Genomic DNA, 16,895 nt, shown 5'->3' with positions numbered 1-16,895 from the left:
CGGAGGACGTCGGCGCGGTGGAGCCGCGCACGGCCGCGCTCAGTCGGACTCGGCGGCGAACTGCCACGCGGGCGCGGCCGTCCGCCCCTGGAGCGCGTCGACCGACGTGCCGGCGGGCAGGGTCGGCGACGCGGGCAGCGAGACCTCGAAGCAGTACACCTGCGTCGACCCGCCGGCCGCGGCGAGGGGGCGCGCGATCGTCGCGGCAGCCGTGCCGAGCGGCCCGGACGCGACGCTCGTCCACGGCACGTCGAACGCGGTGGCGTCGCACACTGCGGTGGTGTCCGTGATCGCGGCGACCCGGACCTGCAGGGCGTTCCACAGCACGTCGTCGGCGTCGGAGACCGTGACCCCGGACGCCGGGACCGCCGCCCGGAGCACCAGGTCGCCGGCGATCGAGTCGGCGGTGGTGCGGAGCGCGACGGGGGCGTAGGTCGCGGTGCCCGGCGACAGGGCGAGCGCGTCGACGGTGAACCGGAGCGCCTGCCCCGGGTTCGTCTCGTCCGAGGTGAAGCCCGCCGCGGCGAACGGCGCCGTGACGTTCTGCTCGACCTCGAACCCGGACGTCCCCACGCCCGGCCCACCCGAGCCGTTGCCGCCGAACACCCACTCGGTGTCCGTCCACGACGCGAGCGTGTAGCCAGCGCCACCGATGACGAGGACCCCGCCGGCAGCGAGCGCGAACACCCGGTTGCGACGCCGGGAGCGGCGGGCGGTGTCGTCCGCGGCGCGACGGCCGCGGTTCCGGGCGCGCGGGGGCGCAGTGCTGTCAGCCATGACGTGTCTCCTGATCCGTGACGCCGATCGGTGGCGGCGACGGCCGGGGTGGTTGGTCCTGGCCGTCGCCGTCGGCGTCTGCTCCGATCCTGGCGGACTATCCCTCAGGAATCAATGGACGCGTCACCCCTTGACGGCACCGGAGGTGAGCCCCGACACGATCGAGCGGCGGAACACGAGCACCAGGATCACGATCGGCACCGTCGCCGCGACGCTCGCCGCGAAGATCTGCGCGAACGGCACCGTGAACTGCGTGCCGAACAGCGCGATGCCGACCGGGATCGTCCGGAACGAGTTCTCGCTGTTGAACGTCAGCGCCATCAGGAACTCGCTCCACGACGCCGTGAACGTGAAGACGCCGACCGTGAACAGGCCCGGCTTCGCCATCGGCAGGATCACGCTGAGCACGGTGCGCCAAGCTCCCGCCCCGTCGATCTCGGACGCTTCCTCGATCGTCGAGGGGATCCCGACGAGGTAGTTCCGCATGATCCAGATGGCGAACGGCAGGTTGAACGCGACGTACGGCACGATCAGGCCCGGGTACGAGTTGAGCAGCCCGAGGTTGCGCTCGAGCAGGTACAGCGGCGTGAGCACCGCGATCGCCGGGAACACCGACAGCATGAGCAGCGACGTCATGATCGCCGTGCGGCCCTTGATCCACCGGCCGGCGAGCGCGTAGCCGGCGAGGAACGCCAGCGCGAGCACGATCACCGTCGTCGACACCGACACGATGACGCTGTTCACCATGTACTGCCCGAGCGCGTTGTCGCGGAAGGCCACCACGAAGTTGTCGAGGGTGAACGACTGCGGGAACGCGGTGGGCGGCGACTGCCCGATCTCGGACGCCGGCTTGAGCGACGTCGACACCAGCCAGTACAGCGGCAGCGCCGTGAGCACCGCGATGACGACACCGCTGACGTTGACGGTGTTGACCCACTTGCGCCAGCCCTTGCGCACACGTTGACGGGGCATCAGGCATCCCCTCCCTTCGCCTGGTTCCGGAAGGCCCGGAGGAACAGCAGACACCCGGCCGCGACGATGATCGCGGTGGACGTCGCGATCGCCGCGCCCGGGCCGATGTTGATGTCCTGGAACAGGACCTTGTAGCCCATGATCGCGAGCGACTGGGTGGCGGTGCCCGGTCCGCCGTTCGTCAGCACGAACGGCAGGTCGAAGACGCCGAACGCCTGCAGGATGCGGAACAGCACCGCGATCGTCAGCGTCGGGGTGAGCTGCGGCAGCACCACGCGCCAGAACGTCTGCCAGGTACTCGCGCCGTCGAGCTCGGCGGCCTCGTAGTGGTCCTCGGAGATCTGCACGAGCCCGGCGAGCAGGATGATCGCCACGAACGGCGTCGTCTTCCAGATGTCAGAGACCATCAGGCCCGTGATCGCGGGCACCGGTTCGCCGAGGATCACCGGGGCGTCCCCGAACAGGCCGAAGAACCAGGTCGCGACGCCGTAGGTGCTGTCGTAGATGTACTTCCACAGCTGCGCGTTGACGATGGTGACGAGCGACCACGGGATGAGCATGAGCGCGAGCATCCAGCCGCGCGTGGCCCCGAGCCGCTCGAGCACGAGGGCGACGAGCATGCCGAGCACGAGTTCCACCGAGACGGTCACGACCGTGTACAGCACCGTGAAGCCGAGGGCTCGGTACCAGTCCGCGCTCTGCAGCAGGGCCGCGTAGTTGCCCAGCCCGAACGACTGGATCGTGAACCCCTCGTAGCCGACCTCGACGTCCGCGAAGCTCAGGACGATCGAGTAGACCACCGGGAAGATCGTCACCGCCGCGACGACCAGGAGCGCCGGGGCCGCGAAGCCCCACGCGCCCCGCGCGCGGATGCGGTCGAGACGCGACCGCCCGCTCAGGCGGGGCGGCGGGTCTTGGCGACCCGTGCCTCCCGGCCTGGTGCCCGACCGTGTGGCCGTGCCGGCGCTCACAGCGCCTCCCCCTGCAGGGCGAGCGCGATGGCCGAGGCCATCGTGCGCGTGCCGCCGTCGACGGACGCCTGTCCGCCGAGGATGCTGTTGCCGTTCTGGTACACGCCCTGCGAGACCTTCGGGTAGTACGCCGTCGACGTCGGACGGGGCACGAGCGTGATGCCGGCAGCGGTGTCGTACGTCGGGCGCTTCTGCTGCTTCGCGTCCTCGCTGACGAGCGACGCGCTGCGGGCAGGCAGGACGCCGCCCTCGCGGGTCAGGAACTGCTGCGCCGTCTCGCTCGACATCCAGCGTGCGAACGTCAGTGCCGCCGCGGGCTGCTGCGTGTGCGGGTTGATGTAGTTCCCCCACCCGCCGATGGTCGAGTGGTGCTCGTCCTGCCCGTCGAAGGTGGGACGGGCGGCGAGCCCGACCTTGCCCGCGACCTGGCTGTCCGGCCCGTTCGCGATGCCCCACGCGTACGACCAGTTGCGCAGGAACGCCGCCCGGCCGCCCGAGAAGGCGTCGTTCGTGTCCTGCTCCTGGTACGTCAGGGTGGCCCGGGGGCTCGCGCCGTCCGTGATCAGGGACCGCATGAACTCGAAGGCGCGCTTCGTCTCCGAGCTCGTCGTCTCGGGCTTCGTCAGGTCGTCGTTGAGCAGCGAGCCGCCGGCGTCCGCGACGAACTCGGTGACGTTGCAGGTGAGGCCCTCGTACACGTCGCCCTGGAACGCGAACCCGTAGCTGACGTCACCGGTGTCGACGAGCTTCGCGGCCGTCTCGCGCACTTCCTCCCACGACCCCGGCACCTGCAGGGAGTGCTTCGCGAGCAGGTCCTTCCGGTACAGGAAGAACGACTCGTCGATGTAGAGCGGGAACATGTAGTACGTCCCGTCGACGCTCGCCGCCTGCCGCAGGCCCTCGGGGAACTGGTCGAAGAAGTCCTCGCCCACGAGCTGGTTCACGGGGGTGGCGAGCTTGTTCTTCGCGAACTGCCCGGGCCACGCGACGTCGCCGAGGTAGACGTCCGGCGTGCTGCTGCCGGCAGCGATCTGCGTCGTCAGGCTCGTCCGGTTCGTGTCCGTGTCGCTCGGGGCGGACACGATCCGCACCCGGATGTTCGGGTGCTCCTTCTGGAACTCGGCGATGAGCCGGCGCCGCAGGTCACCGCCGTCCTTCGAGGCGACCTGCCCCGCCCACCAGCTGATCGTCGCCTCGCCCTCCGGCGGGTCGGTGGGCCAGTCCTGGACCAGCGTGCGCTCGGGGCGCGTGGAGCAACCCGCGAGGAGCAGCACCCCCGCTCCCCCGAGCAGGAACATCCTGCGGTCGATGGCCATCCGTCCTCCTCGACGTGTGGTGCTGCGAACCTGTGCGTCCACACAACCAACGGACCCTGAGCGCCCGGTAGGCGCGCGCGGCGGCGGCCGCACGGTGTCACTGGCGGCTCGGTCACTGTCGCGAAAGCGACACCCTGCCGCGGAACGTTCGCAGGGATCTGTCGCTTTCGCGGGTGGGGACGTGGGGCCGCGGGGCGGCGGCCTGGAGGCCCGTGGCGGGGACGACCCGCGCCTCCAGTCCGGCAGGTGGTCGCGAAAGCGACAGAACGCGCGCAGGTGCCCCCGTCAGTGCTGCGAAAGCGACAGTGTGCCGCGAACCGTTCGCGGAGATCTGTCGCTTTCGCGGGCGGGGTTGGCAGGTGGTCAGGCGGGGGCGGGGGCCGTGGACTCCGCCGTGCGGAGCGTGCACGGCAGCAGGAAGTGCGGCAGGTCGTCGGACGTGCCGTCGAGCTGCTCGATGAGGGCGTCGGCGGCCCGGATCCCGAGCTCCTGACCCGGCGCGACCATGGTCGACAGCCGCGGGTAGTGCTGGTCAGCGTTGGCCTCGGACGACGCGATGCTGAGCACGGAGACGTCCTCGGGGACCCGCCGCCCGGCGGTGTAGAGGCCGACGAGGACACCGGCGGACGAGTCGTCCTTCATCACGAGCAGCGCCGTGACGTCGGGGTCCGCCGCGAGCAGGTCGCTCGTGGCCTGCCGTCCGCCGTCGCTGCCCGGCCCGGCGGTGACGACCGTCCCGGCCAGCCCGCGCTCGGCGATCGCGCGCCGGAAGGTCGCCTCGACGCGCAGGTGCGGGGCGTAGCCGGCCATCGGGGTGCCCTCGAGGTCCTCGAGCACGAGTCCGAACCGGCGGTGCCCGAGCGTCTCGAGGTGGTCGAGGCTGTCCTCGATGGTCGTCTCGAAGTCGATGTCGACGAAGGGCAGACCGCTGCTGTCGCGGGTCCGGCCGATCAGGGTGAACGGAACGCCGAGGTCGGTGAGGACGGCGACGCGGGGGTCGTCCATCCGCACCTCCATCAGGATGACGCCGTCCACGAGCCCACCCGAGACGAGGTCGTCGAGGTCGTCTCCAGCGGGGTCCACCGGCCAGAGCACGAGGTGGTAGCCCCGCTCGGACGCCCGTTCCGCCGCACTCATGAAGAACTGCGAGGTCGTCGGGCTGAAGCGGTTGCCGGTGGTCGGGAACAGCAGCGCGATGATCCGGGTCCGCCGGCTCGCCAGGGCCCGGGCGACGACGTTGCCGCGGAACTTCAGCTCGCGCATCGCGGTCTTCACCCGCGCGGTCGTGCCGGGGGTCACGTACTTCGTCCCGTTCACCACGAAGGACACGGTGGCGATCGAGACCCCCGCCCGATCGGCGACCTGCTGCATCGTGGCCATGGCGCTGATCCTAGCGCGCGGGAAGTCAGAAAAGCGCTTTACAGGTGAAGCGCTTATCTGTTAGCTTCTCGCCCCAGGAGCACAGCGACGATGACGTCAGCGGCCTCGTCGATGCGTGCCTGCCCCAGCACCCGTCAAGAGAAGAGCTCTGCAATGAAGCAAAGATTCCCCTCCATGTCCCGCCGGACGCGCGCCCTCGTCGGCGCTGTCGCCGTCGTCGCCACGATCCCCCTGGTCCTGTCCGGCTGCTCCGGCTCCGGATCGGCCTCGTCGGGCGGCAGCAAGGCCCTGACGATCGAGGACTACTACGACGCGAACTACAACCCGGTCTACAAGACCTGCGCGAAGGAGGTCGGCGCGACGGTCACGATCAACCACGTCGCCGGCGCCGGTCTGATCGCGAAGGTGCTGCAGCAGGCATCGTCGAAGACGCTGCCCGACGTCCTCATGCTCGACAACCCCGACGTCCAGCAGATCGCCTCCTCCGGTGCCCTGTCCGACCTGTCCGACTACGGTCTCGACGCCGACGGCGACGTCCCCGGCGTGAAGGCGGCGAGCACCTACAAGGGCAAGCTCTACGGCCTGCAGTCGAACACGAACTCCATCGCGCTCTACTACAACAAGAAGCTCCTGGCGGACGCCGGCGTCCAGCCGCCCAAGACGTGGGACGAGCTCAAGGCCGCGGCGAAGAAGCTCACCAAGGGCTCGACCTACGGCTTCGCGATGAGCAACATCAACACGTACGAGGGCACCTGGCAGTTCCTGCCGTTCTTCTGGTCGAACGGCGGTGACGAGAAGGACATCGCCACCGCGGACGCCACCCAGGCGCTGCAGCTCGTCGAGGACCTGCAGGACGACGGCTCGATGTCGAAGAGCTCGATCAACTGGGCCCAGGCGGACGTCAACAACCAGTTCCTGGCCGGCAAGGCCGCGATGATGATCAACGGTCCCTGGCAGCTGCCGGCGCTCAACGAGAAGAAGAGCCTCGAGTTCGACAGCGTCCCGATCCCGACGCGCACCGGCGAGGCCACGGTCGCACCGCTCGGCGGCGAGGCGTTCACCGTCCCGCAGACCGGCGACAAGGACAAGATGCAGCTCGCCGGCAAGTTCGTCGGCTGCCTCCACTCGCAGAAGATGCAGAAGACCCTGTCCGAGGTGAGCGGCAACGTGCCGACCAACCTCGAGGCCGGCGCCGCCTGGGCGAAGGACCACCCGCAGGTCGCGTCCTTCGTCACCACGGTGCAGACCGCCCGCGCCCGCACCGGTGAGCTCGGACCCGACTGGCCCAAGGCCGCCACGAAGATCTACACCGCCGTCCAGCTCGCCCTCACCGGCAAGGCCAGCCCCGAGGCAGCGCTCAAGCAGGCGCAGTCGCAAGAGCAGTAGTCCACGGGGAGCCGGCCGACCGGTCGGCTCCCTCCGGCGTGCAGGAAAGGACCCCGGCGTGAGCGCCTCGACACAGACACGACCACGGACGATCCCGCCCGTGACGACACCCCGACCCGGGCAACGACGAGCCCGGTTCCGATCCGGCGTGACCCGATGGCTCTTCGTGGTGCCAGCGGCGGTCTTCGTGGCCGTCTTCTTCGGCTACCCCGTGGTGAAGAACATCATCATGTCCTTCCAGGACTACACGACGGCGACCTTCTTCACCGGCGAAGCCCCCTGGGTGGGACTCGGCAACTACATCTCCGTGTTCCAGAGCTCGGTCTTCACGACGAGCCTCGTGAACACCGCCCTGTTCACGGCCGGCTCGATCATCCTGCAGTTCGTCATCGGGCTGAGCCTCGCGCTGTTCTTCCGTCGGCACTTCCCGCTGTCGGGCTTCCTGCGGGGGCTCCTGCTCCTGCCGTGGCTGCTGCCGCTCATTGCCTCGAGCGCGGTGTGGAAGTGGCTGCTCGACCAGGACAGCGGGGCACTCAACCAGCTCCTTGGCCTGGTGGGCATCGCCCCGGTCCCGTGGCTGGTCAGCCCGAGCCTCGCGCTCATCGCCGTCATCGGCGTCAACGTGTGGCTCGGCATCCCGTTCAACACGACGATCCTCTACAGCGGCCTGCAGTCCGTGCCGCCGGAGCTCTACGAGGCCGGGTCGCTCGACGGCGCCACCGGGTTCAAGGCGTTCTGGTACATCACGTGGCCGAGCATCCGGTCGGTGGTCAGCGTCGTGGTCGTGCTCGGGGTCGTCTACACGTTGAAGGTCGTGGACATCATCCTCGGCCTGACCGGCGGCGGGCCGGCGAACTCGACCCAGACCCTCGCCACGAACGCGTACCACCAGTCGTTCATCAACTTCCAGTTCGGCATCGGAGCCGCGGTGAGCAACGTGCTCATCGTCGTCTCGTTCGTCTTCGCGATGGTCTACATCGCGATCTCCCGGAAGGCGGTCGACGAATGAGCGTCGGACTCGCGAACCAGACCGTCACCGCCACCCGCGCGATCACGACGAAGCGGACCACCCGGGCACCCCGCCCGCGCGGTTCCGCCAAGGGCATCCCGTTCACGATCCTCGGGTGCGTGTTCCTCGCGATCATGGTGTTCCCCGTCTACTGGATGGTGAACACCAGTCTGCAGGCGACGTCCGGGGCCGCCACGGCGACGTGGTTCCCCTTCTCCCCCACCTTCGCCGGGTACGAGGCCGCGTTCGCCCAGCAGGGACAGAACTTCCTGTCGAGCATGATCATCGGCCTCGGAACCGTCCTGCTGACGCTGGCCATCGCGACGCCGGCCGCCTACGGGCTGGCCCGGTTCCGGATGCGCGGCGGCCGGGTGTTCCTGCTCGTGCTGCTGATCACCCAGATGATCCCGGCGATCGTCATCGCGAACGCGCTGTACACGCTGTTCAACAACATCGGGCTGCTCAACAGCTACGTCGGGCTGATCCTGGCCGACAGCGCGGTCCAGGTGCCGTTCGCCATCCTGCTCATGCGGGCGTTCATGGAGTCGATCCCGCCGAGCCTGGTCGAGGCGGCACTGGTCGACGGCGCCAGCGACTTCCGGGCGTTCGTGTCGATCGTCGTGCCGATCAGCCGGAACGCCATCGTCACCGCGGCGCTCTTCACGTTCCTCGGCGCGTGGGGTGACTTCCTCATCGCACTGACCCTGACGTCGACGACCGCAGTGCGACCGATCACGCTCGGCATCTACAACTACATCGGCTCGAACGTCACCGACTGGGGACCCGTCATGGCGACCTCGGTGCTGGCGTCCCTGCCCGCTGCCGTCCTGCTGATCTTCGCGCAGAAGTACATCTCCGCTGGTGCCCTCGGCGGTGCCGTCAAGTGACGGCCCCGGACCGACGCCACCACGCAACCCAGCCAGAAAGGCACACCATGACCACCACCCCGCTGCGCATCACCGTCTGGGGCGAGAACGTCCACGAGCAGGTCGAGCAGCACGTCGCCGAGCGGTACCCCGACGGCATGCACGGCGCGATCGCCGACGGCATCCGCGAGAACCTGCCCGACGCCGTCGTCCGGACCGCCACCATGCAGGAACCCGAGCACGGCCTGACCGACGAGGTCCTGGCCGCGACGGACGTCCTGACGTGGTGGGGGCACGCCGCGCACCAGGACGTCGACGACGCCGTGGTCGACCGGGTGCACAAGCACGTCCTGTCCGGCATGGGCCTGGTCGTCCTGCACTCCGGCCACTGGTCGAAGATCTTCGGCAAGCTGATGGGCACCACGTGCACCCTGCGCTGGCGGAGCGAGCACGACCAGGAACTCGTCTGGACCGTCAACCCGCAGCACCCGATCACGCGCGGCGTCCCGAACCCGATCGTCATCCCCGAGCAGGAGATGTACGGCGAGTACTTCGACGTGCCGACCCCCGACGAGCTCGTGTTCATCTCGGGCTTCACCGGCGGCGAGGTGTTCCGGAGCGGCATGACGTACCGCCGCGGTCTGGGGAAGATCTTCTACTTCTCGCCCGGCGACCAGGACTTCCCCGTGTACCACCACAAGGACGTCCGCCGCGTGATCGCGAACGCCACCGAGTGGGCCCGGCCGGAGCGCGAGCGCGAGATCCCGACGCTCCGCCGCTACGACCTGGGCGAGTACTTCGAGGGCCAGCACTACCGCGGCCCGTTCGACGACGCGCCCGTCGACGACGCTCCGGTCGACGACGCCCCCGTCGACGACCACGCCGGGGCGCAGGCGTGACCGCGCTCCGCGTCCTGCAGGTCGGTGCCGGGGGCATGGGTCGGGCCTGGCTCGGCACCGTCGCCGCCGACCCCGACGTCGAGCTGGTCGGCATCGTCGACCTCGACCTCGACGCCGCCCGGGCCGGTGCCGAACACGCCGGCGACCCGAGCATCCCCGTCGGCACCGACCTGACCGTGCTCGCCGCCGAGACCGGTGCACAGGCGGTGCTCGACATCACCGTCCCGGTCGCGCACCACCCCGTCACGCTGCAGGCCCTGCACGCCGGACTCCCCGTGCTCGGCGAGAAGCCGGCAGCGCAGACCGTCGCCGAGGCACTGTCGCTCGCCGCGGCCGCCGAGGCCACCGGCAAGCTGTTCATGGTGTCGCAGTCGCGGCGCTACAACGACCAGCTCGTCGCGTTCCGCCAGCACGTGCGCGGCCTGGGCGCGATCGGCGGCCTGGGCACCCGGTTCGCCAAGGCCCCGCACTTCGGCGGCTTCCGCGAGCAGATGGACGACGTCCTGCTGCTCGACATGGCGATCCACGCGTTCGACTCCGCCCGTTACGTGCTCGAACGGGACCCGGTGTCGGTGTACTGCGAGTCGTGGAACCCGTCGTGGTCCTGGTACCGCGGCGACGCGGCGGCGGCAGCGGTCTTCGCCTTCGAGGACGACATCCGGTACGTGTACGACGGCTCGTGGTGCGCACCGGGGGCCGAGACCTCGTGGAACGGCGACTGGCGGGCCTCGGGCGCGGCTGGCACGGCGCTGTGGGACGGCGACCACGACCCGTCCAGCGACCTCGACGGCACAGCCGGTGCGCCGTCGCCCGCCGCCAGCGTCGGGCACGAGATCGCCGGGGCATTGACGTCCTTCGTGCACGCCGTGCGTTCCGGCGAGACCCCGGATGGTGAGGTGCACGGCAACGTCATGAGCCTCGCGATGGTCGAGGCGGCGATCGCCTCGACCCGCACCGGGCAGCGCATCGTCATCGACGAGGTGCTCGAGCGCGCACACGTCGAGGCACTCGCCGCCGAGCGGCACGACGCGGTCCGCGACCGCCTGGCCGCCTGGGGCCCCGTGCGCGAGGCGCTGAGCACCCCCGTCCCCACGCCGTAGGCGCCCCGGCACGCGCGCGCGTGTTCCCCCGAGGTTCCGAGATCTCGGCATGTCGGCGGCCGTCAGGCTCCCGATCGGAACCTCGGCGGACGTGAGAGGCGAGTCGCGGGACCGCGACCGCTCCTGTCGGGCGCGGCGCGTGCGGTGGACGCGACCGAGGACGGACGGGAGGCCCGTGGCGACGCCGCCACGGGCCTCCCGTCCGTCCCGCGGTCACGTCAACGCGGGATGACCGAGAACAGGAACCTCTTGCGGACCATGTACCAGGCCAGCAGGATCAACGCCGAGTGCACCACGAAGCCGATCCAGAAGTCGCCCCACGGCACGCCGGGGATCGACGCGATCGCCAGCGCGAAGAACACCTGCCACACGAAGACGTAGAGGCTCGCCTGCCCGATCGGGATCCAGAGCCAGCCGATCGCCGTCGAGATCGGCTTCCAGAACACCGTCAGGATCGCGTACGAGACGATCGCGAAGAACGCGATGTCGACCAGTCGGCCCCACTGCAGGTCCACCCGCTGGTACGCCGTGTTGTACAGGTCCTCGTACATCGACGCCGGGAACGGGACCGGTGTGAACCCGGCGTGGTTCGCCGCCCAGACGTACACCAGGAACGCCGCGTAGCAGCCGACACCGATGCCGACCAGGACCTTGCCGAGCCGCCCGGTGAGCGCGCCGATGATCTGCCGACGGTAGTACCCGAGCACGAGTCCGTGGGTGAACACGACCTGCCAGGTGAGCAGGGGGAAGACCGCCTCGAACTGCGAGTTCAGCGGGCGGAACTCGGGATTGAGGGCCTGGAACACGTACAGCGCCCAGCTCACGACGAGCACCACCCACCAGAAACCGCGGCGGATCAGCCAGAGCAGCGGTGGGATGAACAGGCTCAGCACCACGAACAGGCCCATGATGTTGAACGGCCACGGGCCCATCTCGAGCAGCAGGAACTGTCGGATGGCGTACCACGGCGGCGGGTAGCCGAGCAGCTGCATCGCGTTCGGGTACAGGTCGTACACCCGACCCTCGGCGCCGACGCCCCCGGTGCCGGTCCCCCGGTCGGTGAACGTCGTGATCGCGTCGGTGTTCAGGAACGGGACGAAGCTCAGCGCGAAGACGACCGCGATCACCACGAGCGTGACGAGGTACTGCTTGCGGGCACGCTTCCACGCCCCGATCGCGGCCGCCCACTCGCCGAACTTCTTGATGGCGAACGGGTAGGTCATGCCGAGGACCATGCCGGACAGGAACACGAACATCTCGGCACCGGTGATCGCACCGACCGCGTGCAGCGTGAGGTACGAGTACGGCCCGCCGATCTCGATGTGGGTGATCACCACCGCCAGGATGATGAACCCGCGGAACAGGTCGAGACGCAGGTCACGCCCGGGTTTGCCGTCGTCGGGGTAGCGCCAGCTCGGCAGCAACCGTCCGAACAGCCCGCTCAGCAGGAACACCACCGCCAGGCCCACGGCGACCCAGACGATCCACGCCATCTGGTCGCCGCCGGTGTCGTACTGCTGGTCGGTCGCGGCGTTGCCCTGCTGCGTGGTGATGCGGTCGGTGACGGGCCCGAAGGCGAAGTGGTCGCCGCGCTCGAGGTCGGTGCGGAACGACCCGGCGATCCCGGGCACCGCTGTGTCGCGCCAGTCGGCGACACGGTTCCCGGCCTCAGGCTCGCGGCGGTTCGTCTCGAGGAAGGTCACGCCCCGGATCAACGGGCGGTCCTGGACCGAGGCGATCACCTGCCGCCACCAGCCCTGCTTGACCGGGAGCTCCGCGTCGCCCCGGCGGGTGTGGTCGTACAGCGCGCCGGTGTCGAGCAGCATCGACCGGTCACCGGCGACGGCGAACCGGTCGTAGAAGCTGTCCGCCTGCTGCTGCTCGTAGCCCCACGTCTCGTCGAACCGGGACTCGACCTCGCCACGCTCCGGCACGTCGTTGCGGGTGAGGGGGACGTCACGACCGGCGGCTTCGGTCGACTTGCCCTTGCCGAAGTAGTACATCGACAAGCCGACCCAGTCCACCGAGGCGTCGCCCGGCCAGTACGGCTCGTAGGGGTCGTCGGCCGCGGTCAGCTCGCCGTCGCCGTTGGTGTCGAGCTTCGCGACGTCGGTCGCGGAGAGGTCCGCCAGGCGTCCCGCAGACTCACCGAACGGGTACCCCGCACCGTACGACGGCGACCACACCATGCGCGCGTCGGAGTCGCCGCCGTGCACCGCGGTCGCGAGCGTCCGGAACGCCTGCACGAACTGGGTCGGCTGCTGCCCCCAGCGCACCCACGTGCCGTTCATCTGCGGCGCGAACCGCACGAGCACCTGGGTGTCGTACTGGTCGTGGATCTCCTGGAACGCGGTGTTCGCGGCGCGGGCGTCGGCGGCGTCGAGTGACCGGAGCGACTGCCCGGGCTCGAGGCTCACGACGAGGACCGCGCCCTGCGTCGCCGCGGCACGCGTCGCGCGGAGGAGCTCCCGCCGGGCCGAGCGGTCGAGCGGGTAGTCGATCTCCACCCCGTACATCGACGGCGTCGCACCGAGCCGTCCCTCGTACCCCGCCGGGGAGTCGTCGCCCCAGTCGAGGTCCGGGCCGAACCAGGTCGTCCCGCTCGCCGGCTCCGTGGCCGAGGCCGTGTGCACCGTCGCCGCGGCCGTGTGTTCCGTCACCGCGGACGCCGGCAGCGCACCGCCGAGCAGGAGCGTCGCGATCGTGACGAGGACGGCGACCACGCGGGCCGCCAGCAGCCTCACCGGTCGCACACCAGCGTCCAGACGTTGTGCCCGTGCTCGTGCCGGTGCTCCAGCCGGTCGAGGGCGGCGATCGCGAGCGCCAGACCGCGTCCGCTCTCCTGCTCGACGTCGGCCATCGTGACGGCGCTCAGGTCGATGTCCACGGGCAGACCGTTGTCGGTGAGCTCCGCGGTGAGCGCTCGGTCGGTCGACTCGAGCCGCACGGTGTAGCGCCGACCGGTCTCCTGGTCGGAACGGATCGTGTGCTCCACGATGTTCGCCGCGACCTCGGCCAGCGCGGTCTCCAGCGCGAAGCGGAGCCGGGCGTCGTCGATGCCGAGGCCGTCCCACCAGACGCCGAAGCGGTCCTGGACCTCGTCGAGCGACACGGGCGTCGCGGCGACGTCGAAGGTGGTCTCGGCGTTCACAGTGGTCCTCCGGCGGTGCTCGACTCGTGCTCTGACTGGACTCCCGTGCCCGGGCCGCGGTAGAGCACGGCCCGGGTCACGATGCTGAAGATGAACAGGTCGAAGACGACCCATGCGGTGTTGACGAGCGGCGCGATGCCCGACGCCTGCCCGGTCAGGTAGCGGATGCCGATCAGGATCAGTGCCGCGACCAGCGCCCCCATCGCGATGAGCTGCGGCTTGACGAGGTCCCACCGGGGCTTCTGCTCGGTCTCGTCGCGCACCTTCGGCGTGACCCGGAACCCGAGCGGCTTGCCGCGGAACACGTTCTCGAACGCGCTCGTCACCGCCTCGATCCACACCGGGAACAGCGCGAGCGAGTACTGCTGCCCGCGCCACGTCGGTCTGCCGGCGGCCACCACCCAGAACAGCAGCTGGTTGAGCACGAGGAACGGGATCAGCCGGGCGAAGAAGTCGACGCTGTAGGCCTGCACCGGGACGACGCCGAACGACAGGCAGAGCACCGGGGCCGCGATGTAGACGATCGCGGCAAACCCGGACAGGTAGCTCCACATCGTCGAGAAGTACATCAGGCGCTGCCCCCAGGACAGGCCCTTCTGCACCAGCGGGTTCTCGCGGAAGAACACCTGCATGGTGCCCTGCGCCCAACGGAGCCGCTGCACGAGCATGGTCGGCATGTCCTCCGGCGCCAGGCCCTTCGCCAGGATCTCGTCGTGGTACGCCGACTTCCAGCCGAGCCCGTGCAGCCGCATGGCGGTCGCCATGTCCTCGGTCACCGAGATCGTCGCCAGCGGCATGATCGGCTGCGCCTCGTCGTCGCGGTTGACGTCGAGTGCCCGTGCGAGGACCGCGATCGACTCGATGGCCGCCACGGGCGATGCGTCCCGCCGCCCGAGCACGTCGAGCGCGGCGTCGTCGAGCCCGGCGAAGGTGTTCGCGTCGGTCGACATCGCGGCGAGTTCCTGCAGGTCGTTCCGCACCGACTCGAGGTCGGCGGCGGCGAACCGGAAGGCGATCGTGTCGATCCCCCGCTGGAACGCGTAGGTGACGTCGCCGAGCGGTTCGCCGGACCGGACCTGGTCGCGAGCGCGGTCGACGACGGCTTCGGCCTCGTCCAGGGCGCCGAGCACCCGCGGGTCCGTCTCGGTCTCACGCGCACGGGCCAGCAGCTTCCGCGACGTCGTGATCGTGCGCTGCACCGAGGCCTCGACCTCGACCACGTAGCGGGAGATGCCGAGCTGCATCAGTGCCTCGCGCCGCAGGATCGCGTTCGACCCGCAGAAGAAGGCGGCGTTCCAGCCGTCCTTCGACTGCTGGATCGGCCCGTAGAACAGCGGCGCCTGACTGCCGAGCAGGTCCGCCTCGGGGACGTTCTCGAACCACTGCGGCGTCTGCACGAGCGCCATCCGCGGGTCCTTGAAGTAGCCGAGCGTGCGGTCGAGGATGCCGGGCTCTGGTACCTGGTCGGCGTCGAGGATGAGCAGGAACTCTCCCTGGGTCGCGAGCAGGGCGTTGTTGAGGTTGCCGGCCTTGGCGTGCCGGGGACGATCGATCCAGTCGGCACCGCGGGTGATGACACCGACGCCGAGCGAGTCGGCGGCCGCACGCATCTCGGGGCGGTTGCCGTCGTCGAGGATCCACGTCGTGTGCGGGTGTGATCGCCTGCGCCGCACGGGCCGTGCGCACGACCATCTCGACGGGTTCGTTGTAGGTGGTGATGAAGACGTCGACCGTGACGTCGGAGGACGGCTTCGTCGGGGGCTCACCGCGCTCGCGCAACCGCCATGCCCCGAACGCGAACAGGAGCGAGTCGATCACGCTGTAGGTCTCGGCCAGGATGAGCGGCACGGCGATCCACCAGGAGTGCCAGTTCACCGAGGCGGCCCAGCGCCAGACGACGTAGTTCACACCGGCGATCGACGCCAGGAGCGCGACCGTGCGCACCGTGACGAGTCGTCGGCGGGCCGTGCCGGTGGTCAGCCGGCGGCGGTCCTGGCGGCTGACGTCGAGCGCCGTCACCGGGTCGCTCCGTCTGCGGGGTCGCCGGCCGAGCTGCGTCGCAAGGGTGCCTCCTGATCCGCGCGGACCCCGGCCGCAGCGCACGCCCGGGTGTGGTGCCGTCCGGTCGCTGCCCAGGGGACACCGTGCCGGCCGTCCGCTCCGGTCGTCGGGCACGACCTCGGCGTAGGGACCTGTCTACCGCAGTGACCGGAACTCTGTCAGGCCCCGAGTGCGAGTCGTGGACAACGGCCCGGGGCGACCGCACGACCGGGTCAGAACGCGGCGGCGAACCCGAGGTCGTGGGCGAGCCGCGCGACCACCTGGTCGAAGTAGGCGGCGCCGTCGGACACGGAGCCGACGAAGTGGCCGAAGAGCTCGAACGAGATCGTCCCGAACACCGTCGACCAGGCCATCAGGGTGCGGACCAGGACCTCGTCGGGCAGTGCGATGCCGAACGACCGCAGGGTGGTCACTGCGTCTGCGACGGCGGGACCGGCCACCCCGGGAGCCGCCGTGGGCGCGGCGGGTGATCCGGGCCTCCCGTCCGCTCCCGACGCCGACGTGACGTCCCCGCCGGGCGCGACCGCGTCGGCCACCACCCGCACCAGCGCGAGCGTCGTCCGCGCGGCGGGCACGACCGTCTCGCGCGGTGCGGCGTAGCCCGGCACGGGCGATCCGAACAGCAGCGCGAAGTCGCCCGGGTGCGCGACGGACCACGATCGGATCGCGCGGCACGCGGCGACCCAGCGCGCACCCGGTTCCGGGCCGGCCGCAGCGTCAGCAGCCTCGACCGCTGCGCCGAGTTCGTCGTAGTCGACGATGAGCAGCGCGGTGAGCAGGTCGTCGCGACTCGGGAAGTACCGGTACACCGCGGACGACACCATGCCGACGTCGCGGGCGACGGCTCGGAGGCTGAGCGCTGCGGGCCCCTCGTCGGTGAGGCGGGTGCGCGCGGCGGCCAGGATGTCCGCCCGGATCGTCTGCCGGGCGAGCTCGCGTGCTGTCGGTGCCATCTGGTCACCATGCCACAAGAGAGCACTGCACACAAATGAGAGCAGTGCTCTTGC

At 70.1% G+C, this 16,895-nt stretch carries 13 protein-coding genes and 1 pseudogene; 5 read left to right on the top strand and 9 right to left on the bottom strand.

Going from position 1 to position 16,895, the window contains the following annotated elements:
• Nucleotides 1–39: 39 nt before the first annotated feature.
• The 5 genes from EDF47_RS13435 to EDF47_RS13415 form a co-directional block, all read right to left on the bottom strand.
• Nucleotides 40–777, bottom strand: coding sequence for an acyl-CoA dehydrogenase (locus EDF47_RS13435; RefSeq protein WP_243698022.1), 738 nt, complete (start codon nucleotides 775–777; stop codon nucleotides 40–42).
• 123 nt (nucleotides 778–900) lie between these two features.
• The gene (locus tag EDF47_RS13430; RefSeq protein ID WP_228504701.1) at nucleotides 901–1,749 is read right to left on the bottom strand and encodes a carbohydrate ABC transporter permease; all 849 of its coding nucleotides are present in this window, start codon (nucleotides 1,747–1,749) and stop codon (nucleotides 901–903) included.
• Nucleotides 1,749–2,720 (bottom strand): sugar ABC transporter permease, encoded by a 972-nt coding sequence (locus EDF47_RS13425; RefSeq protein ID WP_185094279.1) that lies wholly within the window; start codon nucleotides 2,718–2,720, stop codon nucleotides 1,749–1,751. The genes EDF47_RS13430 and EDF47_RS13425 overlap by 1 nt, the downstream gene beginning before the upstream one ends.
• Complete coding sequence (locus EDF47_RS13420; protein ID WP_131878130.1) at nucleotides 2,717–4,036, bottom strand: ABC transporter substrate-binding protein; 1,320 nt, start codon at nucleotides 4,034–4,036, stop codon at nucleotides 2,717–2,719. Before EDF47_RS13420 ends, EDF47_RS13425 begins: the two co-directional genes overlap by 4 nt.
• A gap of 363 nt (nucleotides 4,037–4,399) precedes the next feature.
• A complete protein-coding gene (locus EDF47_RS13415; RefSeq protein WP_173170643.1) occupies nucleotides 4,400–5,416 on the bottom strand; it encodes a LacI family DNA-binding transcriptional regulator in 1,017 nt (338 codons plus the stop codon).
• Nucleotides 5,417–5,590: 174 nt separating this feature from the next.
• Between EDF47_RS13415 and EDF47_RS13410 the strand changes: the two genes are divergently transcribed.
• The 5 genes from EDF47_RS13410 to EDF47_RS13390 all read left to right on the top strand — a co-directional run bounded on the left by EDF47_RS13410 (nucleotide 5,591) and on the right by EDF47_RS13390 (nucleotide 10,676).
• Nucleotides 5,591–6,802: a sugar ABC transporter substrate-binding protein gene (locus EDF47_RS13410; protein ID WP_123294666.1), complete on the top strand. Its 1,212-nt coding sequence runs from the start codon at nucleotides 5,591–5,593 to the stop codon at nucleotides 6,800–6,802.
• A 148-nt stretch (nucleotides 6,803–6,950) separates the two neighbouring features.
• Entirely contained in the window at nucleotides 6,951–7,811 is an 861-nt protein-coding gene (locus EDF47_RS13405; RefSeq protein WP_111084886.1) for a sugar ABC transporter permease, read from the top strand.
• The gene (locus tag EDF47_RS13400; protein ID WP_111084887.1) at nucleotides 7,808–8,698 is read left to right on the top strand and encodes a carbohydrate ABC transporter permease; all 891 of its coding nucleotides are present in this window, start codon (nucleotides 7,808–7,810) and stop codon (nucleotides 8,696–8,698) included. Before EDF47_RS13405 ends, EDF47_RS13400 begins: the two co-directional genes overlap by 4 nt.
• Before the next feature lie 47 nt (nucleotides 8,699–8,745).
• On the top strand, nucleotides 8,746–9,576 hold the full coding sequence (locus EDF47_RS13395) for a ThuA domain-containing protein (protein WP_131878128.1): 831 nt from the start codon (nucleotides 8,746–8,748) through the stop codon (nucleotides 9,574–9,576).
• A complete protein-coding gene (locus tag EDF47_RS13390; protein ID WP_279432376.1) occupies nucleotides 9,573–10,676 on the top strand; it encodes a Gfo/Idh/MocA family oxidoreductase in 1,104 nt (367 codons plus the stop codon). Before EDF47_RS13395 ends, EDF47_RS13390 begins: the two co-directional genes overlap by 4 nt.
• A gap of 218 nt (nucleotides 10,677–10,894) precedes the next feature.
• Here EDF47_RS13390 and opgC read toward each other — a convergent pair whose 3' ends face one another.
• The 4 genes and pseudogenes from opgC to EDF47_RS13370 all read right to left on the bottom strand — a co-directional run bounded on the left by opgC (nucleotide 10,895) and on the right by EDF47_RS13370 (nucleotide 16,841).
• Nucleotides 10,895–13,420, bottom strand: coding sequence for an OpgC domain-containing protein (gene opgC / locus EDF47_RS13385; RefSeq protein WP_131878126.1), 2,526 nt, complete (start codon nucleotides 13,418–13,420; stop codon nucleotides 10,895–10,897).
• Entirely contained in the window at nucleotides 13,417–13,827 is a 411-nt protein-coding gene (locus tag EDF47_RS13380; RefSeq protein WP_165901162.1) for an ATP-binding protein, read from the bottom strand. The genes opgC and EDF47_RS13380 overlap by 4 nt, the downstream gene beginning before the upstream one ends.
• Nucleotides 13,824–15,807: pseudogene (locus EDF47_RS13375) on the bottom strand (glycosyltransferase). Before EDF47_RS13375 ends, EDF47_RS13380 begins: the two are co-directional and overlap by 4 nt.
• 293 nt (nucleotides 15,808–16,100) lie before the next feature.
• Nucleotides 16,101–16,841: a TetR/AcrR family transcriptional regulator gene (locus EDF47_RS13370; protein ID WP_131878122.1), complete on the bottom strand. Its 741-nt coding sequence runs from the start codon at nucleotides 16,839–16,841 to the stop codon at nucleotides 16,101–16,103.
• Nucleotides 16,842–16,895 lie beyond the last annotated feature (54 nt).

This window comes from Curtobacterium sp. PhB190, from assembly GCF_004365385.1.
Lineage (GTDB): Bacteria > Actinomycetota > Actinomycetes > Actinomycetales > Microbacteriaceae > Curtobacterium.
The sequence above is the reverse complement of the archived record's forward strand: the minus strand, read 5'-3'. Positions and strand labels throughout refer to the sequence as shown.

Excerpts from the sequence above, each read along its gene's own strand:
- EDF47_RS13435 (WP_243698022.1), bottom strand. The coding sequence starts at position 777 with ATGGCTGACAGCACTGCGCCCCCGCGCGCCCGGAACCGCGGCCGTCGC.
- EDF47_RS13430 (WP_228504701.1), bottom strand. The coding sequence starts at position 1,749 with ATGCCCCGTCAACGTGTGCGCAAGGGCTGGCGCAAGTGGGTCAACACC.
- EDF47_RS13420 (WP_131878130.1), bottom strand. The coding sequence starts at position 4,036 with ATGGCCATCGACCGCAGGATGTTCCTGCTCGGGGGAGCGGGGGTGCTG.
- EDF47_RS13415 (WP_173170643.1), bottom strand. The coding sequence starts at position 5,416 with ATGGCCACGATGCAGCAGGTCGCCGATCGGGCGGGGGTCTCGATCGCC.
- EDF47_RS13410 (WP_123294666.1), top strand. The coding sequence starts at position 5,591 with ATGTCCCGCCGGACGCGCGCCCTCGTCGGCGCTGTCGCCGTCGTCGCC.
- EDF47_RS13400 (WP_111084887.1), top strand. The coding sequence starts at position 7,808 with ATGAGCGTCGGACTCGCGAACCAGACCGTCACCGCCACCCGCGCGATC.
- EDF47_RS13395 (WP_131878128.1), top strand. The coding sequence starts at position 8,746 with ATGACCACCACCCCGCTGCGCATCACCGTCTGGGGCGAGAACGTCCAC.
- EDF47_RS13370 (WP_131878122.1), bottom strand. The coding sequence starts at position 16,841 with ATGGCACCGACAGCACGCGAGCTCGCCCGGCAGACGATCCGGGCGGAC.